Raw genomic sequence first — 26,100 nt, forward strand, 5'->3', positions numbered from 1 at the left:
GTCTAGAAATAATCAAGACGGGATTTTTTTATTAAACCGAGTGAAAATTTATTTCTTACTCCACTCTGTTATGCTTTCCTTATTCATTTTAACATAGTCTTGATTTTTAGCAATTTCAGCGGCAGCAAGTGAAACTTTAGCCGTTTCAATAGCACCTTTTTTATCCCCTTGTTTGGCTTGAATCAAAGATTTCAAACGATAATAATAGAATGGTTTATCTTGATTCATATCTAAAGCTTTATCAACATAAGTTCTTGCTTTTGTAATATCACCATTGGATTGAAATAAAAATTGTGCTGCAGAGAAATAATCTCCGGCAGTTGGACCTGCTAATGCCTTTTCTATGTTAGCAGTAGCCGTTTTTTGAGTAGGAACCTCAAATTTTAAAGCCGCATAAGAATTCTCCCAATATAATTCTAAAAAAGCAAAATTATTATCTAAATTACTTATTCCTAAAGTAAATGTTTCTACCTTTTTGGTTAACGTTTCTGGTTTAACAGTAGCTTTAAGGACCACATTAGCCTCATTCCACTCCGCTGGATTTCCCCAATTATCAGTAGTTTTATAAAAAATTATATCCCAACTTTCAATTTTAGGATTAGTATACAAAGCATATTTTCCTTTTTTCAAAGTCTTGCCATCAATAATCACATCATCACTAAATGATATCGTTGTGTTTTCATTTGCTCCAGTTCTCCATACTTTCCCAAAAGGAACCAAATCACCAAAAACTGCTCTTCCTCTGGCACTTGGTCTTGAATAATTAATCTCTACATCCGTCAAACCTATTGTTTGGCTGATTATAGCTCTTGGACTGGATTGTGGCGTTTTCACTTGAGCCTCAATCGTAAAATTTGCAATAATAATAGCAAATGCAATTAGAATATTTTTCATAGTATTGGTTTTATGTTTTCCAAATTTACAAATTCAGGTATTCTTAAATGTTAATTATTCCTTAATTTGGAATCAATATTTTTCACTTTATCAAAACCTAATTCATCGAAATTATTGATCACTACATCTGCTTCCGATAAATCCTGGTCTTTTGAATGAACGCTATTATAGCCCACACAAAAAATCCCCGCAGCTTTTGAAGCTTTAATCCCATTGGTACTGTCTTCAATTACAATACAGCTTTCTTTTGGAGCAATCGATAAACTCGCAGCGTGCTCAAAAATGGCAGGATGTGGTTTTGATTTAGGAAAATCTTCTCCACTCACAACATGAGTAAAATATTCATGCAGTTTAAAACGACTAAAAACACGCTCGATAGTCACTTTTGAAGCTGAGGAAGCCAAAATCAATTGGATTCCGTTTTCGTGTAGTTCTTTTATTAATTTTCCTACACCTTCTAATAATTCTAAATCTTCTTTACTATCAAAAGCATCATTAAAAATGGATCTTTTTCTCAAAATTAAATCCTCTACCTCTTGGTCAAGATTAAATTTTTCTTTTAATTTCTGGAATATATTCCGAGTGGAATTCCCTGTAAATGATGTATACAAGTCTTCCGAGACTGCAATATTCAATTCGTCAAATTGTTTGAAATAGGCATAACGGTGTACCGGTTCGGTGTCAACAATTACACCATCCATGTCGAAAATTACTGTTTGTATCATTTATTTTAGATTATTAGATTTTAAGACTTCTTAGATTTTTAGTTCTGAAGTTTCGGGATTAGATTTTTTTTTCTAGCTTTTAGAACTGAATACTACAAAACTGAAAACTGAAAACTATTTCTTAAGTAAATACCGAATCACGGTTTCTGCAGCATACAATCCAAATAATCCTGGCATATAGCTGTTCGTTCCGTAAAATGATTTTTTAAAATTAGAACCGTCAGTCATTTTTAAACTGGATTCATCTTGAATCTCAGAAGAAAATACCACTTTCAATTTGTCAATTTTCACTTCTTTCAATCGTCGTCTGATTGTTTTTGCAAAGAAACAATTGACAGTATTGGTAATATCGGTCACTTTTACTTTAGAAGCTTCCATCTTTCCGCCAGCACCCATACTGCTGATGATTTTAACTCTTTTTCTTTTGGCCGCAATAATCAAATTCAGTTTTGGGGTTACACTGTCAATACAATCCAAAACATAATCAAATTCCTCCGAAATAATTTCGAAAGCGCGCTCTGGCGAAAGAAATTCCTGCACGCGTGTCAATTTCAATTCTGGATTAATATCCATCAATCTGTCTCCTACTACGGTAACTTTGGGTTGCCCCACGGTAGAATGCAAAGCAGGCAATTGTCTGTTTATATTGGTAATATCAACTACATCGCCATCTACAATTGTCATTTTCCCCACTCCTGCTCTCGCCAAAAATTCGGCAGCAAAGGATCCTACACCACCAAGTCCTACGACTAATACATTTGCATTTTGCAATTTATTTAAACCTTCTTTTTTAAATAAAAGTTCGGCTCTTTCTGTCCACTCTGCCATAATAAAAGTTTATTCGTTAATTTGGTTATCTGTTTATTTGTTTAAAAATAGTATCAAAATTACTATTCACCTGTTTTTGAATTTCTTCTACTGAAACTCCTTTGTATTTTGCTGCCAAAGCATAAACGGTAGCCAAACTTTCTTCCGCAGTATCGGTTTCCAAGAAAAATCGATCATTCGGCATGCTTTTAAAAACCGTTTCCAGCTCGGGATTTAACAATAAATATTTCCCAAACGAAATATAAAATCCGTTTTCCAATAACTGTTTCGCTAACTGTTCACTTTTGGAAAACCCATGAATAAGTATTGGAACCGTTATATTCAATTTTTTTGTAATTTCAATCAATTCCTGAAAAGCGGCAACACAATGAATCACAACTGGTTTCTGATATTTCTGCGCTAAAATCAATTGCTTTTCGAAAACCAATTGTTGTAATTCCATTGGAATTGCTATTCGTTTATCCAATCCGCATTCGCCCACAGCAAGACAACTTGGCTCCTGTAATTGGCCCTCGATTATCGCAAAATCAGATTCCAATCGTTCTTCAACAATAAACCAAGGATGAATTCCAATAGAATAAAATGGAATCTCAGCATCAAATTCCCATGGGTATTGATTCACTAACTCCAGCACATCAGGTTGATTCGTGAATTTATGGGTATGTAAATTAAAGAACTGCATTAGTCGTGAAATTTTTTAACTCCTGCTTTTATTTCGATATTCAAATCGTTTTCCAAAGGTACTTTTGGACAGGAATATTTATGACTATAAGCACAATACGGATTATACGAAGTATTAAAATCGATTACAATTGCATCTCCTTTTGGGATTCTCAAATCGATATATTTTCCACCTATATAACTTTCATTTCCCGAAGTCAAATCAGAAAAGGGTAAAAATAAATAGTCTTTATAAGACGCTTTTTTCGAAAGTTCAATATTCCTGTACACATTCAATTTTAATTCTTTTCCATCAAGCGTAAAAAAAACTTCTCCATATTTTACATACAACGGTTTTCTGTCCGTCGAGGTTTTCATCTCAAATGGTTTTTCTTTTTTTGTCCTAACAAATTTAGCAATCACAAAAAAATGTTCATTCACAGGATAAAAATCCAACGCTTTAAATACAGCCAAATCTTCGGTTGTCAAAGGACTCTTTTTCACATCTGCATATTCTGTATTTAAATCCTTTTGAAATTTGGCAACAGCCGAAACATCGAATTGCTCCTGGCCAATGCCAAAATTAAACTGCACTAAAAAAAACAAAGCGAATAGTGTTCTCATATTTATATCTTTTTGACTTTCCGCTTTAATAATAATCGGATTATTTTTGTCATTAAAAATAAAGTTATTTTCTCTGGAACCATTAAGAAATTAAGGTTCATTAAGAATAAAACTTAATTTCTTAATGGTAAAAAAAAATATTTTGTCTTCTTTGCGGATAGTCCTATATAATTTTAAGCAAAAATAGTTTAAAAGTTACAATGCTACAAAGACGCATCGCTACAAAGTTTTCTACCTTTGCAAAATTAGAACTTTATATATGCTCCAAACCGCTTTCCAACGCTACATTAACAATTTTAAAGGATTCACAAGAGAAGTATGGATTCTTACCTTGATTACTTTTATCAATCGCGCTGGCACGATGGTTTTGCCTTTTTTATCCAAATATTTGAAAGAAGATTTACAATTTTCCTACGCTCAAGTAGGATGGATTATGGTTTCTTTTGGTTTTGGATCCATGTTGGGTTCCTGGCTTGGCGGTAAATTATCTGATAAAATTGGGTTTTATAAAATCATGGTTTTCAGTTTATTTACCAGTGGAATTCTGTTGTTCGTAGTGCAATACATCCGTACTTTTTGGGGCTTGTGTATTGGAATGTTTGTTATCATGACCGTAGCCGATATGTTTCGTCCAGCCATGTTTGTTTCCCTGGGTACATATGCAAAGCCCGAAAATCGCACCAGAGCATTGACTTTAGTACGATTAGCGGTTAATTTAGGTTTTACTGCCGGACCGGCTTTGGGAGGTTTAATCATCATGAATTTGGGATACAGCGGACTTTTTTGGGTCGATGGAAGTTCTTGTATTGTCTCCATTTTGATTTTTGCTTTATTGGTAAAAGAACGCAAAAAACCTGCTGATTTAAACACCCTTAGTAGTGAAACCGAAATACCTGCTTCGGTTTTTAAAGACAAAATATTTTGGATATTCCTGTTTGTATGTTTTGCCACAGCCATGCTATTTTTTCAACTTTTCACCACTTTACCCTTATACCACAATGAGAAATTTGGGCTTACGGAATTTCAAAGCGGACTTTTATTATCCCTGAACGGATTATTAATTTTCTTTTTGGAAATGCCTATTGTCAGTTTCAGCCAAAGAAAAGGCATTGAAAAACTCAAAATTATCCTTTGGGGCTGTTTACTCATGTCCATTAGTTTTTATCTCCTTTTGATCAACACTTGGGCGGGAATATTAGTAATCAGTATCATCATAATCACTTTTGGGGAAATGTTTATCTTTCCTTTCTCTAATTCTTTTGCGTTAAGCAGAGCTCCAAAAGGGCATGAAGGACGTTACATGGCGTTGTTTACCATGAGTTTTAGCTTAGCTCACATTGCAAGTTCCAAAACTGGACTGGAACTCATAGCCCATTTTGGTTACCAAACCAATTGGTTTTTCATGGGCAGCTTAGGCGTTCTTTCCGTTTTAGGTTGTGTTTGGCTGCAAAAACTCGTTCAAATAGAACATAAATAATCCTATTTTAAGACTTTGGGCGTGACAGCCTTGATAAAAGGGGCAAACTAACTAGATGGTTAAACTGCCCCTTTTATCAAGGCGGTCGGGCTATACGCGCTACTTTGGCAGCTAGCTTTTATCCCTCACGCAAACTCATTTTCAAAACAATTCCCCTGAAAATCAGTGATTTTATCTTTCCAAAAGAACTTGATAAACAAGTCAAAATAATTTAAAAACTAAAAAATTAGTTAAATAACTATATTCATAGTTGCGTAACTAAAAATATAGTTGTACGTTTGATTCAAATAAAAAACTCATGCAAAAGTTAACCAATAAAGAAGAAGAAATCATGCACATTATATGGAGGCTCAAAAAAGCTTTTGTAAAAGAAGTCATGGCCGAAATTACTGAAGAACAGCCTCATTACAACACGCTTTCCACTATTGTGCGTAATCTGGAAGAAAAAGGGTTTGTTTCTCATAATGCTTTTGGGAATACCCATCAATACTACCCTATCGTTAGTTTAGAAGAGTACAGAAAGCGTTTCATGAATACAGCAATCGACAATTACTTTAATAGTTCATATAAAAACATGGTATCCTTTTTTGCCAAAGAAGAGAAAATTTCTGCTGCCGAATTACGCGAGATTTTAACGATGATTGAAAATCAGGAAGAAGAGAAATAATTCTTTATCAAGAGCCATTTTATAACAGCAGAAAAAAGTAATAAACTAGAATAAAATATAATATATAGCGTATGGAAGCACTGTTTATTTATCTCATCAAATCCAGTGGACTAATCGTCCTATTTTATTTAGCCTATTTTTTAATGCTGCGAAAAGAAACCTTTTTCAACAGTAATCGTTGGTTTTTATTGGCTGGATTAATCACTTCAGTTCTTTTACCATTTGTTTTTATCACAAAAATAATCTGGATAGAACCAACTACAACTCCTATTAATTGGTCAAATGTCACCATGCCGAATTATACGCCAGAAAAAACATTTGAAGATTATTTACCCATGCTTACGACTCTTACTTATGGAATTGGAATACTTCTTTTACTAGGCAAATTTGCCTTTGATTTTTATAGTTTGAATGCTGTTCTAAAAGGAAAATCCATTCAGCAACAAGCTGATTTTAAATTTATAGATACTAAAGAAAATGTAGCTCCATTTTCCTATTTCAATACCATCGTTTACAATTCCGCTTTATACACCGCTTCCGAATTAGAAAATATTTTAGAGCATGAAAAAGTACACAGCGAACAAAATCATACCATTGATGTATTGATTTCGAGATTGTTTTGTATTGTATTTTGGTTCAATCCATTCATTTGGCTGTACAAAAAAGCGATTTTACAAAACCTTGAATTTATTGCAGACAGTGAAGCCACGAAGAAAATATCCGACAAAAAAGCCTATCAAATCACGCTTTTAAAAATAACAACACACGAGAATTGTGTTGCCATCACCAATCATTTTTATCAATCATTAATCAAAAAACGAATCGTTATGTTAAACAAAAATCAATCAAAAAAATGGAATTCCTGGAAGTATGCTTTAATGCTTCCTGTATTAGTCGCATTTGTATTTTTATTCCAAATCAAAACCATTGCGCAGGAAAAAACGAATGAGAATGTGTCAAAAAATGTACTGGATGTCGTGACAACGATCAACAAGAATTTTTCAGATGAAGAATTAAAAAAGAAAGCCGAATTTTTCAAAAAAGAATTTAATTGTGATTTAGTATTCTCTGAAATAGAACGCAATTCCAGTAATGAAATCACAGGAATAACGGTCAATTACAATGGGAATTTATATGGTAACGGAACATATAAGCAACATAGCACTAACACAATCAAAGATATCTACATCAAGTATGAAGGAGGTAAAATTAATATCAGCGATGCCAAAATCGATGCGAAAATTAAAAATGATAAAAGAACGGCATCATCAGATAAAACGCTTTCTATTGACAAAGAAATTTTCATTAATGGAGAAAAAGTAAGTCAAAATGATATGGATAAATTAGATCCTAATGAAATTGAGCGCATGGATGTAAATAAAAAAAATAATCAACAAGAAATCAGAATAGTTACAAAAAAATTCCACAAAACAATTACTGAAAATGACATTTATATCGATGGCGAAAAAGCAGATAAAAATGAATTATTACAATTAGACCAAAATACAATTGACAAAATGGATATCAATAAAAAAGAAAAAACAATCCATATTACAACCAAAAACAGAACGTATATTCAAGAAAAAAATATGCCAGTTCCGCCAGTACCTCCAACTCCTCCAGTAATGAAATTTAATGCTCCTGTTGCTCCTGCATTTCCAAAAGCACCCAAAGTTCCAAAAGGAGATCCTGTAAATGGAGATAAAAAAGCATGGAAAGAGTTTGAAAAGAAAATGGAAGATTATGATGCTAAAATGAAAAAACTAGAACCTCAAATGGAAGCTTTTGACAAACAAATGGCCGAATTTGATAAACAAATGGAACCGTTCAATAAAGAAATGGAAGCTTTTGATGAAAAAATGAAAATTTTTGATAAACAAATGGAAGAATATCAGTCCAATTTGGATAAAGAAAATAAATAATTACACAACTAATCAAAGAAAAGACGGTCACTCATCAAGACCGTCTTTTTTATATCTTTGAAAAAAAATTATCTATGTTTAAAATTTTAGCTCAAATTAACAAAGTCATCCTTCCAAGTTTCACCAAACAGCGATTGGACTTGGCAAAAGCCAAGAAATGGCAAATGGCAATTATTGGCTATAGATATTATGTAACAACCCGCGCTTTGGATTAATACCTAATTGCTGCAAAAATGGCATTACCCTTAATTTTTGCTCTTCCATTAAGAAAAGCCAATTCCATCAAGAAATTGCATTGTACAATTTCACCTCCCAATCTTTCTACCAATTCGCATACCGCTTTAGCCGTTCCTCCAGTTGCCAAAACATCATCGTGAATTAGAATTCGGTCTCCTTTTTGAATCGCGTCAACATGAATTTCTAAAGTATCCGTTCCATATTCTAAATCATAAGTAGCTGAAATGGTATCATAAGGCAACTTGTTAGGTTTTCGAACCGGAATAAAACCAACATTTAATTCTTGTGCGATAAGCATTCCAAAGAAAAAACCTCGACTCTCCACTCCTATTACCTTGTCTATTTTTTTATCTTTAAGTGCTGAAACCAATATTTCAAGGCATTTATTCCTTGCTTCGGGGTTAATTAGTAAAGGAGTAATGTCTTTAAATAAAATTCCTTCTTTTGGAAAACCCTGAATATCACGTATGTAATTATTAAGTGGCATATTTTTTTATTTTTTTATAAATTTAGACTTGCAAATTACACAATTATACCTATATTTGCACCCGCAATAAGGCGCTTTATTAAGCCCTTCAATAGCAAAAAAAGGCCTTGTGGCGCAACTGAATAGCGCACTTGATTACGGCTCAAGAGGTTACTGGTTTGAATCCAGTCAAGGTCACTTTACGGGACAAAGAAGAAAAATCTTCTTTTGTCCCTTTTTTTTTGCTGTTTAATTTATGTTAATCAAATAAATACGACTGGCAATTTCATTGACTCGAGCGGTTTGTAAATAGTTATTTCGAAAAATGAAATTTTCGGATAATTTAAACAAATCATCTCTCTTCTCTCAGATAAATTAGTATTTGTATAAGCAAAATTAAGCTGTGTTAATCTCTTGATCGCCATATTTAATAGGCCTTCAATACTTTGTTTGTCATCTGAGATATTGTTTAGCTGGATTTTTAAACGGTTTAAAATTTGTTATACTCCATTTTCATCTTTTGATAATCGTCTACATCGATCTATGAAGTTACAAGAAGTTCCCTGGCAATAGACTATCTCTTTTCATAATTATTAATCTGTGTCAATAATTCCCATTTTTCATCTTTAGCTGCTTTTGTATTACTCCTATAAGATTCCAAAATCAATGAAGCATATAATTCCATTTAATAACAAAATGAAATTATAAATAATAGAAACAATTACTGCTAAATTTAATAAATTAATTAAAAGAATGAAGCTTAACTTTACCTCTGCGTTTTGACTACAAAAAGTTTAACTAACAATGACAATGAAAGAATCTATAATATATCTTGATAATAATGCTACGACTCAACTTGACAGTCGTATCTTACAAAATATGCTGCCTTATTTTACAGAGAAATATGCTAATGCTTCAAGTGAACACCTGTTCGGTTTATCCGTAGGTGAAGTAGTTGATTTTTCTAGAGATCAAGTTGCAGATTTAATCAATGCAAAACCGAAAGAAATTACTTTTACTTCTGGTGCTACTGAAGCAATAAACTTAGCCTTTAAAGGATTAATACATCATAAGAAAAAGCACATAATTACAGTGTTAACCGAACATAAGGCTGTATTAGAAACCTGCAGTTTTATGGAAAGTTGTGGTTTTGATGTTACTTATCTAAATATAGATAAAGATGGCCACATAAATTTAGATATTCTAAAAGCAGCAATAAGAATTGATACATTAATAATTTGTATTATGCTAGCCAATAACGAAACTGGAGTCTTACAACCATTAAAAAAAATAGGTAAACTTGCTAAGTCTAAAGGTGTAATATTCATGACTGACGCAACGCAGGCAGTTGGTAAATTACCTATTAATGTTTCTGAATTAGGCATTGATATGATGCCTATTTCTGCCCATAAATTTTATGGCCCAAAAGGAATTGGTGCATTGTATGTTTCGGAAGCAGCCAAAATAAAATTAGACTCGCAGATACACGGTGGCGGACAAGAACGTAAAATGCGTAGCGGCACGCTCAATGTCCCAGGAATTGTAGGACTGGGAAAAGCCTGCGAAATAGCATCATTAGAAATGGACGGTAATAGAATTCAAATTACTATTTTAAGAAACCTTCTAGAGAATGAACTTTTAAAAATTGAAAATACTTTTGTAAATGGAAGTATTGAAGATAGATTATATAACACAACCAATATTTGTTTTCCTGGAGCAAATTCTGAAAGGCTGATAATTGGTTTGCAAAACATTGCTGTTTCGAGCGGTTCTACTTGTTCTTCTGTAACAAATGAACCATCATACGTTTTAAAAGAGCTAGGGTTGTCTGATGCTGATGCTTTGAGCTCAATACGTTTTAGCTTGGGGAAATTTACCACAAAGGAAGAAATCAATATTGTCATTGAAAAAGTAACAAAACTTGTTGCAATCTTAAGACAGGATAATTGTTAATGAGCTAGGTCTTGTAAAAAAAAGATTTGTTTTTCTGTTTTCTATTCATAAGCGACCGGTAAGTACAGCTTCGATTATCCAAATAACACTTATTTAAAGCTATGATATTTGATTAATAAGGTTATTATAATCGTCTAAAGTATCGATATCTATAGCTCCTTTTTCGAAAATTACAGATGCAACATCTTCTTTATAGTACTGAAGCATTTTTTTAGCTCCTTCATTTCCTTTAAGGTTTAAAAGTTCATTAAAATAGCGACTGCTAAATAATACTGGCGTACCTAATGTATCTGCATATTCCGAGGCCACAATGCCCTTTCCTGTTTTATTGTGCTGCTCAATCAAATCCTCAAAGACTCCCGCCGTGACATAGGGCTGATCACATACGGCAAAAATGCAAAAATTTAAATTTGGTTTCAGCATACATAATCTATCTAGTCCAACTGAAATTGATGAAGCCATACCCATTTCCCAATTCGGATTATGAACAACTTGAACCTCAAGTAAATCAAGATTTTTCTCTATAACTACTTTATAAGCACCTGTCACAACTAGTACAAAAGTATTGTGTAACAAATTTGCCTGCAGTAGTGTTTCCCGCAACAAAGTATTGCCATTATATTGTAATAATTGCTTAGGTTTTCCTAATCTCGAAGAATTACCAGCTGCCAGAATTATTATGCCAAAAGCTTTTTCCATATTGTCATCCAATAGTTATCTTGCTTTGGTTTTCTATACTAAGCGGTATTCTCAAATAATCGTGCACATGACGAAAGTTATTCTGAATCATATTTACTCTTTTAAACTACCATTGTTGCAGGGTGTATTTTTTCTTTTTTATATTTTAATGATAACCCCTCTTTTCCACTTATGACTGCTTTAATTTCTGATACTATAGAAAGTGCAATTTCTTCAGATGTTTCTGCTCCAATATCCAACCCAACAGGTCCGTAAATACGATTAAGTTGTTTTTCCGTTAGCACAATACCATTGTCTTTTAAGTCCGCAAGCATACGATTAAGCTTTGTTTTAGGTCCAAGAATTCCTATATAGACACAATCTGTTAGTACTAAAAATTTAAGCATAGCCAAATCATATTTGTAGTTATGGGTCATCAATACAAAGAATTTTCTATCATCTACAGATACGTTGTTTAACACTTCTTCTGGTTTTGCAATAGAAACAGCAGTAGCCTTTGGAAACCTTACGGCTGTAGCATGAGTTGCACGACCGTCAACCACAATAGTTTCCCATCCTAAAAGTGAAATCATTTCTACAAGTGGCTTTACGTCATTTCCAGCTCCGCATATTACTAAAGATATTGGTGGAGCAATAAAATCTATCAATGCTTCATAAGAAGCATTTTTAAACTCAACTTTTTTTATTATTGAAGTCTTATTTTCTAATACTTCCTTACTATAGGATGATAATATCGCGTAAGGATTATTTGCCTTTAATATTGCACTAGCTCTGTCAAACAAAACGGTTCCAGGTTGAAGCGAATTTCTATTTTGAGAAAACAGTGTTATAATAACGGCATCTTTTCTTTCTTTTTCTAATTCCTGTAAAAGTTCTATAGGGTTATTATTTTTAGCAGAATCTATATATTCAAAAAGAATATGCACTATACCATTACAACCTAGCTGAACACCAAATTCAATATCATCCTCATTACTGGTGTCATAGGTTATAAGCTTATTTTGTTGCTGATTGATGGCAAGTAATGCTTTTCGCAAGGCATCACCTTCAAGACAACCTCCACTGATAGCACCCGTTAATTCGCCATCTTCACTTACAAGCATTCGTGCTCCAGGTTGTCTGTATGAAGAACCTTCAACCTTTACTACTGTTGCAAGAGCAGTTTTTTTTCCTGCTTTGGTAGCTAAAAAATAGGCTCTAAGTATATCTTTGATTTCTTTCATGTACAAACTGATTTCCTATAATAAAACACAATTCTGTAAAGTATATTTTATAATAATTGAACTATACTTCATCCAAATTAAAAGGAAGTTTTCTAATTCTTTTTCCTGTCAAATCAAAAATTGCATTGGTCAGTGCTGGTGCAAAAGGAGGTAAAGCAGGCTCACCTACTCCTCCCGCGTCGGCATCATTTTCAATTATATGTACTTCCATTTCAGGCATATCATATATACGTGGCATGTTGTATTCGTAAAAATTCTTTTTATCTGCCATCCCATCGGTAAAGGTCATCTCATGGAATGCTGCTGCTCCTAGTCCCATTATTATAGAACCCTCTATTTGGGCTTGAATAATATCTGGGTTTACATACCAACCACAATCCATTACTGCCCATACCTTATCTATTTTTACCCCGCCGCCTTGCTTTGCAGAAACTTTTACAATCTGCCCAACTGTACTATCAAAACATTCTGTTATGGCGACGCCAAAACCTTCATTTTTCTTTCTAGACTTCCATCCTGATACTTCTTCTAGTTTATCAATAAGTTTTTGAAGGCGTTCCTCTATTAAATATTTTCTTCTAAAATCTAATGGATCTTTTCCTGCTTCATGCGCCATTTCGTCCATAAAACTCTCATAAGCAAAACCATTAGTAGATGCATAAACAGACCTCCACCACAGCACTGGTATGGGTGTTTCAAACGGAATATCCGAAAAACTTATATTTTTAATAGATTCAAAATAAGGAGCTAAAAAACCTTCTGTAGTACTTCCGTTAGGTTTTCCTCTTTTATCAGACATCCAGTGATCGATGTTTTGCCCAGCCATTCTGAATTTTATTGCAGCAATTTCACCATTTTCTATTACCCCTTCACCTCTATAAGAAATTCCTGGTCTAAAAGGTCCTTGTGTTGCATCATCTTCTCTTGACCAAACTACCTGTACTGGCCCATTTATCTCTTTTGATATTACAACGGCTTCATGACAAAAGTCTGTAAATGCTTTTCTTCCAAATCCACCACCTAAAAAGGTCATATTCACTATTACTGACTCTAAAGGCAATCCGAAACTTTTGCTTACACTTTCTTGCATCCAATCTGGTGCCTGTAAAGGACCCCAAATTTCAATTTTATTCCCTTGATAATGCGCTATGCAATTTACAGGTTCCATTGCATAATGCGATTGGTAAGGCGTCTCATAAACTACATCTAATTTTTTTTCAGCTGAAACAATAATTTTATTGGGATCGCCTTCTTTTTTAAAAATCAGTCCTTCTTCTTTTTGCAGTAATTCTAACTTTCGTTTAGCTATTTCTGGAGAACTTAAATGTTCAAATCCACTATCATCCCAAACAACTCTAAGTGCTTTTTTACCTTGTAAAGCAGCCCAGCTGTTATCTGCTACAACAGCAATCCCATCTCTCAAAGTGTTATGAACTTGCATTTGTATCTTAAATACTTTTTTAACACCCGCAATTTTTAAAGTTTGTGAATCATCATAACTGACTAATTTTCCTCTTAGTCTTGGATTACGTTCCACCGCTGCAAAAAGCATCCCATTAATTCTTTTATCAAGACCGAATATGGCTGCTCCATTGGTTTTTAACTTCGTGTCAATACGGCGAATACCTTTACCAATAAGCTTATAGTCTGAACGTTTTTTTAGTTTTACATCTTTAGGAGTAGGCAGTTTAGATGCTTTTTCGGCCAGCTCTCCATAATGTAAACTCTTTCCTGATGGTTTATGAATTATGTGACCTGATTGCGCGAAACATTCTGTCGCCGAAACAGACCAAACATTAGCCGCAGCAGTTATTAGCATTTCTCTGGCAGTGGCACTAAGTTTCAAAAGATTTTTATAAGAACCCCGTATCGTAGAGCTACCACCGGTTATCTGACCACCATATTTTTTACTTCCCTGAGCAAATATTACATTAATATCTTTTAAATCAACTTCAAGCTCTTCTGCTATAATCTGAGGTACTGAGTGATAGGAACCTTGTCCCATTTCTGCACGATGATCTACCAAAGTTACTTTTCCACTTTCCTCAATAATAATCCACGCATTCAACTCCACTTTATTGAGTGCCGTAAATTCTGGATTTACTATACTTGCTGAAGCACCTTCACTACTAAAAATACCCAGATAGAAAGCTGTTCCTCCTATACCTGCTAATTTAAGAAAACCTCTGCGTGAAACGTTTGGTACTATATTTGACTCTGACATGATTTTTAAATATTTTAGTGTAAATTTCAATATTATTATTTGGCTGGTGCATAAGCACCAGTTTTAATCCAGGTAATCCAAGCTTTCTTAAATTCGCTATGACTTATTGGCGGCATTGAATGCCCTTGTGCAGGTTTCCAGCCAGATAGTACTAATCCATCATCAGCATGCTCTAGGAGTTGTTTAATATTTTTATTCCCATTTTGTTTTAGGTTTACAAGTTGCTTGGCAAGCTCATGAGCAGATTTTCCTTGAAAAACCATTTTCATATTTGCTGGAGGTAAATGCCAATTTGGAGCTCCTGGAGGCGCGTGTGGACCAGCCGTATTCTCCAATTGATGACAATTCGCACACTTCATGGCATAAAGTCCCTTACCATCTACTCCACGTTTTGGAAACATTTTATGGATATGGCTGTCATCTCCTTGAAGAGGTACATTTCCTATTGGATGGCAATTGACACACCTTGGACTCATTAGCACAGAATAAACTTTCTCAAAAGCCTTTACAGAGACTATACTATCCTTCTTTACAATTGCTTTTGGAATAGCTGTGTATACATTATGCAAGTTGTATCTTTTGCTAAAACTAAATGCTACTATTGAAAGCAACATTAAGAGCAAAGCAGCAATTTTTACAGCTTTATTTCTAACAATATTTACCATCTTTTGTGAATACCAATTTTTCATCATAGTGAATTATTCAAAAGTTGTATGAATTTATAATCTTTATTATCTACTAGGATTTGTTTTCAGAATCGCGTTGTATTTCGGCCGCCATGTGTATGGCTTTTCGAATTCTTGGATACGTTCCGCAACGGCAAATATTACCTGACATTGCGTTATCTATATCCTCATCGGTAGGGTTCTTATTTTCTCGAAGTAATACCGCCGCCGACATTATTTGCCCTGAATGACAATAACCACACTGCGGAACATCAATATTCTGCCATGCCTGTTGTAAAGGGTGGTCATTATTTAAGGATAATCCTTCGATTGTAGTAATCTTTTTACCTTCAGCTCGGCTGACTTTCGTAACACAAGAACGCACAGCTTCTCCATCAAGATGCACAACACAGGCACCACATTGCGCCACACCACATCCATATTTTGTACCTGTTAATTGAAGAATATCACGTAAAGCCCAAAGCAGCGGCATGTCATTACTGATATCACAATCATAGGATTTATTGTTTACATTTAATTTAATCATTTTTAAATTAATTTATCGTTTACTCAAAATTAAGTATAAATAGCTTAGAATAATTTTTAATTTATAAAATTAATCCAACTGATGCATAGAAAATTACTGAATTCAAACTATTAGTTAAGATAATCAAACATAAAGAGTGAAAATGGCTTGGACGCTGCCATGTATTACAACTAAAATGCTCACCAAATCCCTAAGATAACTGGAAGATGATAAATTAATCATCCGGAAAATGTATCACAAGATTCCATCAAAAGTAGAATATTCACTTAGTAACACAAGTCTGGAATTAATACCGCTTATAGAGCATGTATATGAATGAGGAAAAAAGCAATTGGAAAATGAACCTTCAATTCGTTAATACGGACAACACGAACCATTATTAATAATTGCCAAGTTTCAAATCTCATAAGACAAAATTCTAAACTTTTACTTCAAGATTTGAAGCTTATGAATCAAATTCTTTAAAAAAATTTAATATTCTTATATTGTTTTCTATTGTAGTTCAAAAGTTATACTAAAATTTCCATTACCCAGTACCACAGTTAATCTTGTTGCATCATCAATACGACCCAACCTAGTATAACTATATGAGGTAGAAAATGTTTTGTGAAAAAGCACTTATGTTCTATTTCCATAGAGCATTAAATCTCCTGTTTGTATAATAGAAGAATTAGATGCATTGGTTGTTAAAGCATTGGCGAAATCATAAAACTTTTCATTGCTATTCAAATCGCTCATGTTAATTGTTATCGGCAACATTGCTTTAAATTCTGTTACAGTAGCATTGTTCGAAAGTGTAATATTAAAGGCACTTGAACCAATCTTAATTCGGATTTTTTCATTCATCATTTCATTAATATTTTCCGAAGAAGATTTATGAAACCTCAGGCAAAAGCCCAAAGTAGTGTACTATTCAAGTATGTTCAGTCCGTAAAAATTGCAATCTGAAGGATGTCTGACAGATAAAACACTTTTCAAGTTGCTATTTCTTACCAGATATAACCTATTTATACAAAAAATTACGTAAAAACCGAAACCATTATTCAGTTCTCATTAGAGTTTCCGAAATATATTTATTCTATATGTTTTAGAGATTCGAATCATAATAATTTACAAGCCTCACATTCCTAAATTCAATAGTCCGTTCCACTCAATTTTATCAAATCAGCTAAAAAAAAGGTTCGAAAATTGTCCGGCAAGGTCACAAAAATAGAATCCCATTTCTATTTCGTTTTGGGATTTTATTTTGTCTTTTTCAGTATATTCAACGACCTTTTTGTTAGATCAGATGCAAAACCCAATTGTACGGATGCAATAACTAACTTATTTTATCAGTACACTTCTATATTTAGGTATGTTTTTTAAGACAGTACCAGTACCTCTAACCACGGCTCTTAAAGGATCTTCAGCAATATAGACTGGCAAATCCGTCTTCAGCGAAATCCTTTTATCAAGACCGCGCAGCATTGCCCCTCCCCCTGCGAGATACAAACCCGTATTATAAATATCCGCAGCCAGCTCTGGTGGTGTCAATGAAAGCGTTACCATAATCGCGTCTTCAATTCTCTGTATTGATTTATCTAAAGCTCTTGCAATTTCTCTAAAGGTAATCCTGACCTCCTTAGGTTTCCCGGTAAGCAAATCCCTTCCACGAACCGTTATGTCATCAGGAGCCTCCTCAAGTTCTTCCATGGCCGCGCCAACATCAATTTTTATTCTCTCAGCAGAAGCATCTCCAATATACAAATTATGCTGCGTTCTCATATAAAATAATATATCATTGGTAAAAACATCTCCAGCAATTTTTATAGATTTGTCACAAACTATTCCTCCAAGGGCAATAACTGCAATTTCCGTAGTTCCTCCTCCAATATCAACGACGAGATTTCCCTTGGGTTCCATCACATCTAAACCAATTCCAATAGCGGCAGCCATAGGCTCATGAATTAAATACACTTCTTTCCCGTTTACCCGTTCGCAAGACTCCTTTACGGCTCTCATTTCCACCTCGGTAATACCACTGGGAATACATACAACCATTCGAAGTGCGGGAGTAAAGAAATTTTTCTTTATTTCAGGTATATTTTTTATAAACCAGCTGATCATTTTCTCTGATGCATCAAAATCTGCAATAACCCCGTCTTTAAGTGGCCGGATTGTTTTAATATTCTCGTGCGTCTTACCCTGCATTAAACTGGCCTCTTTACCTACCGCAATAATTTTCCCATTTCTAATATCCCTGGCCACCATAGAAGGGCTATCCACTACTATTTTTCCGTCATAAATTATTAAAGTATTAGCCGTCCCTAAATCCATAGCTATTTCCACTATCATAAAATCAAATAAGCCCATAATATAGTTTTGCTTTTAAGAACGTTATTGTTGCTGTTTTATTCTCTATAAAGATGAAAATACCCCGAAGAAGATGGAAGAAACCTCCGGCACAAGCCCAGAGTACTGTACTATTCAAGAATGCTCAGTCCATAAATAAAAATTATTTTTTCTTCAAATGTGGAAAGCCGTAAAAGAAAATTTTTTGGTACACGTAAGTTTACAACAAGTTTAAAATTCAATAAGAATATTAAAATTTTATCATGCTAAAAAACCTACTGTTGCTATCCATTATCTTAATTACAAATATAATTTACTGCAATCCTATCTTCGCATAATTACCAAACAAGTAACTTTTAAAGAAGAGTCTAGTACAAATGATACAATTATTAACTCCTAAAACCAAAAAACTTAAATCTTTATTATCTCTTGAAACTAAAAATGACTACTATAATTTTACATACATGGTTTAGAAGTTTTACATTGTTTCACAATAAAATTATTAATTCCTAAATATTCAGATTTGTTTTCACAATATTTTACATATATATATTCAAAAACCTCCAATTTATTTTAATTATTGCTGGGCGTTTTTTTTAAGATTCTCTTTCGTAAAAGAAAAAAAATAGAATTACTATATCTAAACTACAATACTGAATATATTTTTGAAAATTGTTTAATCATAATCAACTATAGATTTAGAAATGAATTATGGTATCGATTTGGAAAACATAAAACTTTAGATAAGCAAATCAAAATATTTAATCTCAATAACTTTGATCACGAATTTGATCTTGTTGTATATGGCTTTTTCAAAAGAAAGTATTCAAACTGAAATTTGAACAGAAAATTACTTTAGAAAGCTCCAATTTTAAAACGGATTTATTTAATCTTAAAAATGATTTTGAATTTAAAACCATTCCAAATTTATCGACTCAAAACTTTAAGGTTGAATTAGTAGAAATTGAAAAAGATAATATTGGTTATTTTATAATTAAGGGATTGGTTTTAATGAGCTTAGTCTTTTCTTTAATAACCATTTTTGAACATTTTTCACGATGGTTTAACCCTGTAGTTGACACCCCTTTTTATAATTAAAATCTAAGTAATAAATAATTCTATCATTAAAATTATTTTATCTATTCTACTAATGGCATGTCTTCTCTACATGCCATACGGTTATTATCAATTCGTGCGTTTTACCAAAATATTAAATCGAAAAACTCCATCTTTCCAAACATTCATAATAGTACTAAAACTTATATAATTTTGGTTTTCTGGCAATTAAAAATCCTACTCCCTTCCAAATAAGTTGTTTTGACTATCTTTAAAAAACTTTAAAAGAAAATCATGGAAACACAATCTTATAAAAATCATATTCGGTATTATCCGCCTCATCATTTTGTTTATTATCCCATAATAATGACATTTCTGGTCTTCAGTTTGTATTTTAGTTGCACCACCGAAGATAAACTGATTTGGGCTTTTATCAGCGGTATTTTTGTTGTTCTGTTTTGTCTGGCTTTCATGTTGCGCCAACATTATGCATTGACTTTGCAAAACCGAATTGTACGATTAGAGCTTCGGTACCGCTATTTTTCTATTACAGGAAAAAGATTGGAGGATTTTGAACACCAATTAAATGATGACCAATTGTTTGCCTTACGATTTGCGCCAGATGAAGAACTTTCTATACTTATGGAAAGAACGTTGAATGAAAATCTTTCGGGAAGAGCAATTAAAAAAGCCATTATTAATTGGAAAGCAGATTTCGACAGAGTTTAAATTTTTTAAAATAATTATTCCAAATTCTGAATTGTATAGCTATAGAATTTTGTTTCTTTGTTGCGCAAAATAATCGCCTTAAACCTGAATTTAAAACCCATAAATGCCAGAATATTTTCTAGATATTGAATACAACAACATCATTTACAGCGAAGAAGAAGTCAATTTTAAGGAATTTGAGTGTTGTACTTTTACGAATTGTAATTTCTCCCAATGCATATTTCTGGATGTCACTTTTATTGACTGCACCTTCAATGATTGTACTTTTAGCAAAGCAAAAATAAATTATGTCGCCTTTAGAACGGTAACTTTCAATCGCTGCGAAATCAAAGAAGTAAATTTTGCCATGTGCGATAAATTAATTTTCGAAATTACTTTTAATGATTGTATTCTGGATTTCTCCAAGTTTTACACTTTAAAAATTAAAGGAACATCCTTTACCAATTGTAGTTTAATTGCAGCCGATTTTATGGCTACTGATTTGACCGAAGTCCTATTTGAAAATTGCGATTTATACCGTTCTGAATTTGCAAAAGCAATTGCCAATAAAGCGAATTTTAAAACAAGCTACAACTACACTATTGATCCAACCAAGACAAGATTAAAAAAAGCTATTTTCTCTTTAGAAGGTCTAAAAGGATTGCTTTACAAACACGAAATTATAGTTAAATAAGCCGTTACTAAATTACTTTCCCATCTTCCATAGTAATGATTCTATTAGTCCGTTCAGCAAAATCAGTGTCGTGCGTAACAACTAATAAAGTCTGATTTTGTTCTTGAGTCAATTTATTAAAAACATCAAAAACCAAATCGCTATTTTTCTTATCTAAATTTCCTGTAGGCTCATCACCCATAATAATCAGCGGATCATTTATTAAAGCCCTGGCTATAGCCACACGTTGTTTTTGCCCTCCACTTAATTGATTTGGCATTTTTAAGGCTTGGTCTTCCATATCCAATGTTTTCAAATGTTTCATCGCTCGATGTTCGATTTCCTGATTAGAGTATTTACCCAATTTCATTCCCGGAAGCATGACATTTTTCAATACATTATATTCCGCAAGCAAATAATGAAACTGAAATACAAAACCTATCTTCTCATTCCGTATTAATGCTAGTTCTTTGTCGGTTTTTCCAGTAACAAGTTCATTATGAATAAATATTTTACCGTCATAATCCGTATCCATCGTAGAAAGCAAATACAACAAGGTCGATTTTCCGCAACCCGATTTTCCTACGATTGAAACAAACTCACCATGATTAATACTCATGTTAATTTCTTTTAGGACCTGAAATTTTACAGGGTCATAAAAATATTTGCTCAAACCAACCGCCTCTAAAACTTTATTATTCTCCATCGTTATTTTCCTCTGATTATTTCTACTGGATCAACTTTACTAGCTTTCAAAGCAGGAAAAAGTCCTGCAATTGTGGTGGTAAATAATGCAAAAGTAATTCCGATAACATAAAATAAGGGATTGTAATTTATGGGATAGGTCTTTATTGTGGGCAACGCAGCGGTTTCAAATGGAATTACATCTATAATGGAGGAGAAAATATAGCCAAATAACAATCCAAATAATCCTCCGGCAAGTCCAATAATAATAGAAAGTGAAACAAAAATCCATTTGACATCATTCCCTGAAAAACCTGTTGCTTTTAGAATTGCTATACTATCCATTTTTTCATAAATCATCATATTTAGGATATTATAAATCCCAAAACCTGCCACAATAAGTAACACTACACCTACTGCATAGGAAATAATACTCCGTATTGTACTTCCGGTTTCAAACTGTGAATTTGCTGTTTGGTAATCGATGGTGTCCAAGTTGAATTTATCCCTAAACTCTTTTGCAACAGCAGGAGCCGAAGTCATATCAAAAAGTTTAATTTGAATATCAGTAATATAATTTGTGGGTTCCCCTAAGATTTTTTGGGCTGTGGCCAATGACGTATAACTCATCGTATTATCAATTTCAGCAATACCAATTTCAGAGATTCCAACAATTTTTAAAGAGGCCAATTTTCCTTTAGAAGTAGTGATTTTAATAATATCTCCTTTGGAAAGCAACATCTTATCTGCCAATCCTTTTCCTATGATAATACTGTTATTCTGAAGCAAATCAGCTACTTTCCCTTCTATTATATAATCGCTGATTTTAAATAATTTTTCTTCCGGCAAAACATCAATACCGTTGACTATCCCTGAAATTTCAATAGTTCCAGAATTAAAAAAAACTGGAGTTGTCACTTTTGGCGCAACATCAATAATACGTACATCTTCTTTTAAAACTTTAATAATCGTTTTACCATTGTAAATTGATTTCCCTCTGTCTTTTGGTTTTATAGAATGAATAAAATTGACGTTATTTTTATAATCATCAGCTAATGAAACAGGTTGATTTTCAGAAGGTTTAATTTCGTTATACAAAAGAACATGAGGAGTTCTATTGAGCATTAATCCATCCAATAAATCATTTAAACCATGCATAAAACTAACCAAAGAAATAAACATGGCGATACCAAAAGTTACTCCAACGGCCGCAACAATTGTTTGTTTTAGTCTGGCTCGAAGCAAATGTAGCGCAATATTTAAAATTAATTTGAAGTTCATTATTTAGGCATATAAATTGTTTCATCCGCTTTTAATCCTTCTAGAATCTCCACTTTCTGATAATCACTCAAACCTATTTTTACTTCTCGTTTTTCATCTTTATTCACCAAAACATATTTGTTTTGAATTAAATAAGACTTAGGAATCGTGATTGTATTTTTCTTAATCTGAATGATAATATTCGCTTCAGCGGTAAGGTTAGGGTATAATTTATCAGGCGATTTTATAAAATGAGCTTCGATTTTAAAAGTACGGGAACGCTCATCCATGATAGGATAAATTTTATCGACAACTGCGTCAAAAACCTGACCTTTATAACTGTCCATCGTTACCAGTACTTTTTGCCCCAGCATAACGTGTACCATGTCATTTTCATCGACTTCTAATTCCAATAAAAAAGAATCCGCTTTACCTATGATTGCCAAAGGAGTTTGCGGAGTAATCAAACTTCCTTCTTTCACCAACACATCAAATAATTCTCCTGAAAAGGCACTTTTAACACTAAAATCGCTTTGTGATTTTTGATTGATTTTAAGATTAATGCGATTGCGATTTTGGTCGTTTTCTAATTGTGCTTTGAGTTGGCCCAATTGTTTTTTGGCAGATTCATAATTGATTTTAGAACTTTTAAAAGTTAATGCTACTCTTTCAAAATCAACTTCTGAAATTCCACCTTGATTTTTAATGTTCTTGTTCCTGTTATAAATTGATTCGTCTAAGGTTAATTTATCTTTGGCAGATTCTACTTTCATTTCCATTTCGGAAATTTTATCTTGAATGTAACGGTTACTTTGCTGGCTCAATTGATACGCTAATCGGGCATTTTCAGTATTCAATTCTGCTTTATCACTTTCCAGTTCAAATAATGATTGCCCTTTAATTATGGATTGACCCGCAACTACATTTACTTTTTGCAAGGTTCCGTTAACTGTAGAAAAAACGGTATATTGACCATCAGCTTTAATAACGCCTGATGCATAAACACTTTCCGTTACATTACCCAAAGTGGGTTTTGTTTCTTGATTCTCTTTTTTTGAACAGGATAGAATGGCAAAAAGCAATAAATAAAATAATGATATTGATTTAAAACTCATTTATTTTTTTATTTAACATTATAAGTTACTATAAATTCTTTCTATCAAATGTACGATAATATACATTTTAATATTAAATCACAGGTACTTAATTATATAATAAAAAGTGTTTTTTGTAAGAGAAAATCCAGCAATAAATTACAAGTCTTTTTGCATAATATAATCTTCCATCAAATAGCCGTTCCCAATTTCGGTATCATACTCATCTACAATTTTAAAACCTATTTTTTGATAAAAGGTAAATGCTTTATTAAATTTATTCACATTTAAGGAAATAGCAACCGAATGGTTTTCTTTTGCCAAATTTTCGATGGTATCAATCAATATTTTCCCTGCTCCTTTTCCTTGTGCTTCAGGAAGTAGATAGATTTTGTGCAGACGGGTTACATTTTTGTTTAAGTAATTGTGTTCGTATGAAGCAAATCCTAGGCAGACAGTTCCATCAAAAGCCAATAAAAAGAAATGTCCTTTATTAGTCATGTTATCAATCAAAACATCTGACGTATACCATAAATTAAGCATGAAATCGATTTGCTCCTGCGAAAGTATAGCGCCATAAGTATCGGGCCAAGATTTATAAGCAATCCCTTGAATTGCATTTAAGTCTGCTATTGAAGCTTCTTTTATTGTAATCATTATAATTTATTTATTGAAATTAAAGCAAATCCCCTTTAGGAATAAAAACATAAAATTTAGCCCCTACTCCAGGTTCTCCTTTTACTTTTATGAAACCTTTGTGGTTCTCTACAATTCTATTACAAATCGCCAGACCAAGTCCAGTTCCTGCGTATTTAGGATCCGTTTCTAAACGTTTGAACAAAAGAAATATTTTTTCGGCATACTCCTGTTTGAAACCAATTCCGTTATCTTCTATAACAATTTTATAATAATCCGCTGCATTCGTTATTTTATAATCCAATACTTCTTTTTCAGTAATTTCTTTAGAAGCGATACTTATTTGAGGTGGTATATCATCTTTACTGTATTTAAGAGAATTGGAAATTAAGTTTATAAAAAGCTGCTTCATCTGAAACGGTATTACTTTGATTGTTGGTAAATTTCCCGTTTGAATAGTAGCTTTTTTCTCTTCAATAGTAGAGGATAAATCTTGAAGCGTTTCATCTACCACTTTGTTTAAATCTGTTTCTACAAAAACCTTATCTCCTTTTATTGTTCTGGAATAATTGACTAAATCTATTAATAAGGTCTGCATTCTATTGGCCGCAACACGAATTTTAGAAAAATATTCTTTTCCTTGATGGGTCAGCAAATCCAATTCTTTTTCTTCTAATCTGGAAATAAACATTTGAATCTTACGAAGTGGTTCCTGCAAATCATGACTTACTATATTGTTAAAAGCTTCGAGTTCTTTATTGATATATTTAAGCTCTTTATTATTTTCCTCTAATTCAAGTGTTTTTTTGTATTGGTTTGTAATATCACAATTCACACCTATTTTAATTAAATTTCCATTTCCATCATTAGTGAAACTTCCTACACCTAAAATGTATTTCACTTCTCCTTTTGGTGTTAAAAATCTAAATACCATCGAAGTAGACTGGTGATTTATTAAAGAATCTTTATGTACTTTTGTTACATAAGCTAAATCATCAGGATGAATAAATTTAATTGTATTTTTTATATTGGGTTCAAATTCATTGGGTTCAACCCCCATTAGACGAAACAAATTATCTGAAAAAGTATAGGTATTGCTTTCCAGATTAACCATCCAATGCCCGAAACCAGCAGTCATTTCAGCAGTATTATACGACTCGTTAAGCAGTTTTAATTTATCATTTGCTTTTTTGAGTTCATCAATATCTACATTCATTTTATTGAACGATAACAACAATATTAAAAGAGAAAGGATAACTAATAAAAAAGCCGTTATTATGGAGTCCCGCAATTCAAATTGATGGCTGTCATTTTGAAATTTTGTTTTGGCACTTTCTGAAAAGATTATTTTAGTGACAAAAGATTTCATCCTATCAGTAACTTCACTACTTTCCAGCAACTTAGCGTTTAAGTATATTGGTCCTGAATTTTTACTTTTAGCAATAATTAAGGTTTGTCGGAACAGCTTGAATCGGTAATCAATAATTTTTTCAAGTCGGTAAATATCCTGATTTCTGGCTGGATTCTTCGAAGTCAACTTTTTTAATTTGGTTAAGTTTTCTTCGATTTTACCTCTGCTCAAAAACCGGTTTGCTATATACGATTCCTCTTTTGTGATAATATAACTTCGTAAACTCGTTTCATAAATACTAATTACCGATAAAAGTTTTTCTAATTCAAGTTGAGTCTCATTTGAATTCGCAATTAATTCAACCGTTGAGTCAAGATTTTTCATTTGGGAATAAAACATCGAAGCTATATAGCAAACCACGACAATTGCAATAGCTAAAGCTATTTTAAACACTTGAGAGTTTTTATATAGTCCAAGAATTTTCATTTATTCCCTG

General features: G+C 32.9%; 26 protein-coding genes, 1 tRNA gene and 1 pseudogene. 10 read left to right on the forward strand and 18 right to left on the reverse strand.

Annotated elements, in window-relative coordinates; translation table 11 throughout:
• Nucleotides 1-48: 48 nt before the first annotated feature.
• The 5 genes from ACM55I_RS02075 to ACM55I_RS02095 form a co-directional block, all read right to left on the reverse strand.
• Nucleotides 49-894, reverse strand: a complete 846-nt coding sequence (locus ACM55I_RS02075; RefSeq protein ID WP_416845124.1) for a DUF2911 domain-containing protein — start codon at nucleotides 892-894, stop codon at nucleotides 49-51.
• A gap of 50 nt (nucleotides 895-944) precedes the next feature.
• Nucleotides 945-1,619 carry an HAD family hydrolase gene (locus tag ACM55I_RS02080; RefSeq protein ID WP_416845125.1) on the reverse strand — a complete coding sequence of 225 codons (675 nt, stop codon included), beginning with the start codon at nucleotides 1,617-1,619 and terminating at the stop codon, nucleotides 945-947.
• A 114-nt stretch (nucleotides 1,620-1,733) separates the two neighbouring features.
• On the reverse strand, nucleotides 1,734-2,447 hold the full coding sequence (locus tag ACM55I_RS02085) for a tRNA threonylcarbamoyladenosine dehydratase (RefSeq protein WP_416845126.1): 714 nt from the start codon (nucleotides 2,445-2,447) through the stop codon (nucleotides 1,734-1,736).
• A gap of 25 nt (nucleotides 2,448-2,472) precedes the next feature.
• Entirely contained in the window at nucleotides 2,473-3,129 is a 657-nt protein-coding gene (locus tag ACM55I_RS02090) for a TatD family hydrolase (protein WP_416845127.1), read from the reverse strand.
• Nucleotides 3,129-3,731 (reverse strand): DUF1684 domain-containing protein, encoded by a 603-nt coding sequence (locus ACM55I_RS02095; RefSeq protein WP_416845128.1) that lies wholly within the window; start codon nucleotides 3,729-3,731, stop codon nucleotides 3,129-3,131. Before ACM55I_RS02095 ends, ACM55I_RS02090 begins: the two co-directional genes overlap by 1 nt.
• A 259-nt stretch (nucleotides 3,732-3,990) precedes the next feature.
• Here ACM55I_RS02095 and ACM55I_RS02100 point away from each other — a divergent pair, with 259 nt between their 5' ends.
• The 4 genes from ACM55I_RS02100 to ACM55I_RS02115 all read left to right on the forward strand — a co-directional run bounded on the left by ACM55I_RS02100 (nucleotide 3,991) and on the right by ACM55I_RS02115 (nucleotide 8,012).
• A complete protein-coding gene (locus ACM55I_RS02100) occupies nucleotides 3,991-5,208 on the forward strand; it encodes an MFS transporter (protein ID WP_416845129.1) in 1,218 nt (405 codons plus the stop codon).
• A 298-nt stretch (nucleotides 5,209-5,506) separates the two neighbouring features.
• Nucleotides 5,507-5,875: a BlaI/MecI/CopY family transcriptional regulator gene (locus ACM55I_RS02105; RefSeq protein ID WP_416845130.1), complete on the forward strand. Its 369-nt coding sequence runs from the start codon at nucleotides 5,507-5,509 to the stop codon at nucleotides 5,873-5,875.
• A gap of 71 nt (nucleotides 5,876-5,946) precedes the next feature.
• On the forward strand, nucleotides 5,947-7,797 hold the full coding sequence (locus tag ACM55I_RS02110; protein WP_416845131.1) for a M56 family metallopeptidase: 1,851 nt from the start codon (nucleotides 5,947-5,949) through the stop codon (nucleotides 7,795-7,797).
• Between the two features lie 74 nt (nucleotides 7,798-7,871).
• Nucleotides 7,872-8,012 carry an SsrA-binding protein gene (locus ACM55I_RS02115; protein WP_416836875.1) on the forward strand — a complete coding sequence of 47 codons (141 nt, stop codon included), beginning with the start codon at nucleotides 7,872-7,874 and terminating at the stop codon, nucleotides 8,010-8,012.
• On the opposite strand, the gene ACM55I_RS02120 is transcribed toward ACM55I_RS02115, so the two are convergent.
• Nucleotides 8,009-8,521: an adenine phosphoribosyltransferase gene (locus tag ACM55I_RS02120; protein WP_416845132.1), complete on the reverse strand. Its 513-nt coding sequence runs from the start codon at nucleotides 8,519-8,521 to the stop codon at nucleotides 8,009-8,011. The genes ACM55I_RS02115 and ACM55I_RS02120 overlap by 4 nt on opposite strands.
• Before the next feature lie 103 nt (nucleotides 8,522-8,624).
• On the opposite strand from ACM55I_RS02120, the gene ACM55I_RS02125 reads away from it, so the two are divergent.
• Both ACM55I_RS02125 and ACM55I_RS02130 read left to right on the forward strand, forming a co-directional pair.
• A tRNA-Arg gene (locus ACM55I_RS02125) sits at nucleotides 8,625-8,698 on the forward strand.
• Between the two features lie 612 nt (nucleotides 8,699-9,310).
• On the forward strand, nucleotides 9,311-10,453 hold the full coding sequence (locus ACM55I_RS02130) for a cysteine desulfurase family protein (protein WP_416845133.1): 1,143 nt from the start codon (nucleotides 9,311-9,313) through the stop codon (nucleotides 10,451-10,453).
• A gap of 99 nt (nucleotides 10,454-10,552) precedes the next feature.
• Here the strand turns inward: ACM55I_RS02130 and ACM55I_RS02135 are convergent, their stop codons facing one another.
• From ACM55I_RS02135 to ACM55I_RS02155, 5 genes are all read right to left on the reverse strand, one after another.
• Nucleotides 10,553-11,152 (reverse strand): nucleotidyltransferase family protein, encoded by a 600-nt coding sequence (locus tag ACM55I_RS02135; RefSeq protein WP_416845134.1) that lies wholly within the window; start codon nucleotides 11,150-11,152, stop codon nucleotides 10,553-10,555.
• Nucleotides 11,153-11,253: 101 nt separating this feature from the next.
• Nucleotides 11,254-12,375 (reverse strand): XdhC family protein, encoded by a 1,122-nt coding sequence (locus tag ACM55I_RS02140; RefSeq protein ID WP_416845135.1) that lies wholly within the window; start codon nucleotides 12,373-12,375, stop codon nucleotides 11,254-11,256.
• Between the two features lie 61 nt (nucleotides 12,376-12,436).
• On the reverse strand, nucleotides 12,437-14,599 hold the full coding sequence (locus ACM55I_RS02145; RefSeq protein WP_416845136.1) for a xanthine dehydrogenase family protein molybdopterin-binding subunit: 2,163 nt from the start codon (nucleotides 14,597-14,599) through the stop codon (nucleotides 12,437-12,439).
• A 35-nt stretch (nucleotides 14,600-14,634) separates the two neighbouring features.
• The gene (locus tag ACM55I_RS02150; protein WP_416845137.1) at nucleotides 14,635-15,264 is read right to left on the reverse strand and encodes a hypothetical protein; all 630 of its coding nucleotides are present in this window, start codon (nucleotides 15,262-15,264) and stop codon (nucleotides 14,635-14,637) included.
• A gap of 73 nt (nucleotides 15,265-15,337) precedes the next feature.
• On the reverse strand, nucleotides 15,338-15,811 hold the full coding sequence (locus ACM55I_RS02155) for a (2Fe-2S)-binding protein (protein WP_416845138.1): 474 nt from the start codon (nucleotides 15,809-15,811) through the stop codon (nucleotides 15,338-15,340).
• Nucleotides 15,812-16,010: 199 nt separating this feature from the next.
• On the opposite strand from ACM55I_RS02155, the gene ACM55I_RS02160 reads away from it, so the two are divergent.
• Nucleotides 16,011-16,130, forward strand: coding sequence for a winged helix-turn-helix transcriptional regulator (locus ACM55I_RS02160; RefSeq protein ID WP_416845282.1), 120 nt, complete (start codon nucleotides 16,011-16,013; stop codon nucleotides 16,128-16,130).
• A 173-nt stretch (nucleotides 16,131-16,303) separates the two neighbouring features.
• Here ACM55I_RS02160 and ACM55I_RS02165 read toward each other — a convergent pair.
• Nucleotides 16,304-16,660, reverse strand: a pseudogene (locus tag ACM55I_RS02165) (cyclophilin-like fold protein).
• A 474-nt stretch (nucleotides 16,661-17,134) separates the two neighbouring features.
• Nucleotides 17,135-18,163: a rod shape-determining protein gene (locus ACM55I_RS02170; protein WP_416845139.1), complete on the reverse strand. Its 1,029-nt coding sequence runs from the start codon at nucleotides 18,161-18,163 to the stop codon at nucleotides 17,135-17,137.
• Between the two features lie 1,102 nt (nucleotides 18,164-19,265).
• Here ACM55I_RS02170 and ACM55I_RS02175 point away from each other — a divergent pair.
• The 3 genes from ACM55I_RS02175 (at nucleotide 19,266) to ACM55I_RS02185 (ending at nucleotide 20,600) form a co-directional block, all read left to right on the forward strand.
• Entirely contained in the window at nucleotides 19,266-19,409 is a 144-nt protein-coding gene (locus ACM55I_RS02175) for a DUF6804 family protein (protein WP_416845283.1), read from the forward strand.
• Nucleotides 19,410-19,492: 83 nt separating this feature from the next.
• A complete protein-coding gene (locus tag ACM55I_RS02180) occupies nucleotides 19,493-19,927 on the forward strand; it encodes a DUF6526 family protein (RefSeq protein WP_416845140.1) in 435 nt (144 codons plus the stop codon).
• A 103-nt stretch (nucleotides 19,928-20,030) separates the two neighbouring features.
• Nucleotides 20,031-20,600 carry a pentapeptide repeat-containing protein gene (locus ACM55I_RS02185; protein ID WP_416845141.1) on the forward strand — a complete coding sequence of 190 codons (570 nt, stop codon included), beginning with the start codon at nucleotides 20,031-20,033 and terminating at the stop codon, nucleotides 20,598-20,600.
• Between the two features lie 7 nt (nucleotides 20,601-20,607).
• On the opposite strand, the gene ACM55I_RS02190 is transcribed toward ACM55I_RS02185, so the two are convergent.
• From ACM55I_RS02190 to ACM55I_RS02210, 5 genes are all read right to left on the reverse strand, one after another.
• Nucleotides 20,608-21,285, reverse strand: a complete 678-nt coding sequence (locus ACM55I_RS02190; RefSeq protein ID WP_416845142.1) for an ABC transporter ATP-binding protein — start codon at nucleotides 21,283-21,285, stop codon at nucleotides 20,608-20,610.
• A 2-nt stretch (nucleotides 21,286-21,287) separates the two neighbouring features.
• Nucleotides 21,288-22,544 carry an ABC transporter permease gene (locus ACM55I_RS02195; RefSeq protein WP_416845143.1) on the reverse strand — a complete coding sequence of 419 codons (1,257 nt, stop codon included), beginning with the start codon at nucleotides 22,542-22,544 and terminating at the stop codon, nucleotides 21,288-21,290.
• Nucleotides 22,544-23,638: an efflux RND transporter periplasmic adaptor subunit gene (locus ACM55I_RS02200; RefSeq protein WP_416845144.1), complete on the reverse strand. Its 1,095-nt coding sequence runs from the start codon at nucleotides 23,636-23,638 to the stop codon at nucleotides 22,544-22,546. The genes ACM55I_RS02195 and ACM55I_RS02200 overlap by 1 nt, the downstream gene beginning before the upstream one ends.
• A 138-nt stretch (nucleotides 23,639-23,776) precedes the next feature.
• Entirely contained in the window at nucleotides 23,777-24,274 is a 498-nt protein-coding gene (locus tag ACM55I_RS02205; protein WP_416845145.1) for a GNAT family N-acetyltransferase, read from the reverse strand.
• 19 nt (nucleotides 24,275-24,293) lie between these two features.
• A complete protein-coding gene (locus ACM55I_RS02210; protein WP_416845146.1) occupies nucleotides 24,294-26,090 on the reverse strand; it encodes an ATP-binding protein in 1,797 nt (598 codons plus the stop codon).
• Between the last annotated feature and the right edge of the window lie 10 nt (nucleotides 26,091-26,100).

It is taken from the genome of Flavobacterium algoris, from assembly GCF_048158525.1.
In the GTDB taxonomy this organism is placed as follows: Bacteria; Bacteroidota; Bacteroidia; order Flavobacteriales; family Flavobacteriaceae; genus Flavobacterium; species Flavobacterium algoris.

Excerpts from the sequence above, each read along its gene's own strand:
- ACM55I_RS02075 (WP_416845124.1), bottom strand. The coding sequence starts at position 894 with ATGAAAAATATTCTAATTGCATTTGCTATTATTATTGCAAATTTTACG.
- ACM55I_RS02080 (WP_416845125.1), bottom strand. The coding sequence starts at position 1,619 with ATGATACAAACAGTAATTTTCGACATGGATGGTGTAATTGTTGACACC.
- ACM55I_RS02085 (WP_416845126.1), bottom strand. The coding sequence starts at position 2,447 with ATGGCAGAGTGGACAGAAAGAGCCGAACTTTTATTTAAAAAAGAAGGT.
- ACM55I_RS02090 (WP_416845127.1), bottom strand. The coding sequence starts at position 3,129 with ATGCAGTTCTTTAATTTACATACCCATAAATTCACGAATCAACCTGAT.
- ACM55I_RS02095 (WP_416845128.1), bottom strand. The coding sequence starts at position 3,731 with ATGAGAACACTATTCGCTTTGTTTTTTTTAGTGCAGTTTAATTTTGGC.
- ACM55I_RS02100 (WP_416845129.1), top strand. The coding sequence starts at position 3,991 with ATGCTCCAAACCGCTTTCCAACGCTACATTAACAATTTTAAAGGATTC.
- ACM55I_RS02105 (WP_416845130.1), top strand. The coding sequence starts at position 5,507 with ATGCAAAAGTTAACCAATAAAGAAGAAGAAATCATGCACATTATATGG.
- ACM55I_RS02110 (WP_416845131.1), top strand. The coding sequence starts at position 5,947 with ATGGAAGCACTGTTTATTTATCTCATCAAATCCAGTGGACTAATCGTC.
- ACM55I_RS02115 (WP_416836875.1), top strand. The coding sequence starts at position 7,872 with ATGTTTAAAATTTTAGCTCAAATTAACAAAGTCATCCTTCCAAGTTTC.
- ACM55I_RS02120 (WP_416845132.1), bottom strand. The coding sequence starts at position 8,521 with ATGCCACTTAATAATTACATACGTGATATTCAGGGTTTTCCAAAAGAA.
- ACM55I_RS02130 (WP_416845133.1), top strand. The coding sequence starts at position 9,311 with ATGAAAGAATCTATAATATATCTTGATAATAATGCTACGACTCAACTT.
- ACM55I_RS02135 (WP_416845134.1), bottom strand. The coding sequence starts at position 11,152 with ATGGAAAAAGCTTTTGGCATAATAATTCTGGCAGCTGGTAATTCTTCG.
- ACM55I_RS02140 (WP_416845135.1), bottom strand. The coding sequence starts at position 12,375 with ATGAAAGAAATCAAAGATATACTTAGAGCCTATTTTTTAGCTACCAAA.
- ACM55I_RS02145 (WP_416845136.1), bottom strand. The coding sequence starts at position 14,599 with ATGTCAGAGTCAAATATAGTACCAAACGTTTCACGCAGAGGTTTTCTT.
- ACM55I_RS02150 (WP_416845137.1), bottom strand. The coding sequence starts at position 15,264 with ATGGTAAATATTGTTAGAAATAAAGCTGTAAAAATTGCTGCTTTGCTC.
- ACM55I_RS02155 (WP_416845138.1), bottom strand. The coding sequence starts at position 15,811 with ATGATTAAATTAAATGTAAACAATAAATCCTATGATTGTGATATCAGT.
- ACM55I_RS02170 (WP_416845139.1), bottom strand. The coding sequence starts at position 18,163 with ATGGGCTTATTTGATTTTATGATAGTGGAAATAGCTATGGATTTAGGG.
- ACM55I_RS02180 (WP_416845140.1), top strand. The coding sequence starts at position 19,493 with ATGGAAACACAATCTTATAAAAATCATATTCGGTATTATCCGCCTCAT.
- ACM55I_RS02185 (WP_416845141.1), top strand. The coding sequence starts at position 20,031 with ATGCCAGAATATTTTCTAGATATTGAATACAACAACATCATTTACAGC.
- ACM55I_RS02190 (WP_416845142.1), bottom strand. The coding sequence starts at position 21,285 with ATGGAGAATAATAAAGTTTTAGAGGCGGTTGGTTTGAGCAAATATTTT.
- ACM55I_RS02195 (WP_416845143.1), bottom strand. The coding sequence starts at position 22,544 with ATGAACTTCAAATTAATTTTAAATATTGCGCTACATTTGCTTCGAGCC.
- ACM55I_RS02200 (WP_416845144.1), bottom strand. The coding sequence starts at position 23,638 with ATGAGTTTTAAATCAATATCATTATTTTATTTATTGCTTTTTGCCATT.
- ACM55I_RS02205 (WP_416845145.1), bottom strand. The coding sequence starts at position 24,274 with ATGATTACAATAAAAGAAGCTTCAATAGCAGACTTAAATGCAATTCAA.
- ACM55I_RS02210 (WP_416845146.1), bottom strand. The coding sequence starts at position 26,090 with ATGAAAATTCTTGGACTATATAAAAACTCTCAAGTGTTTAAAATAGCT.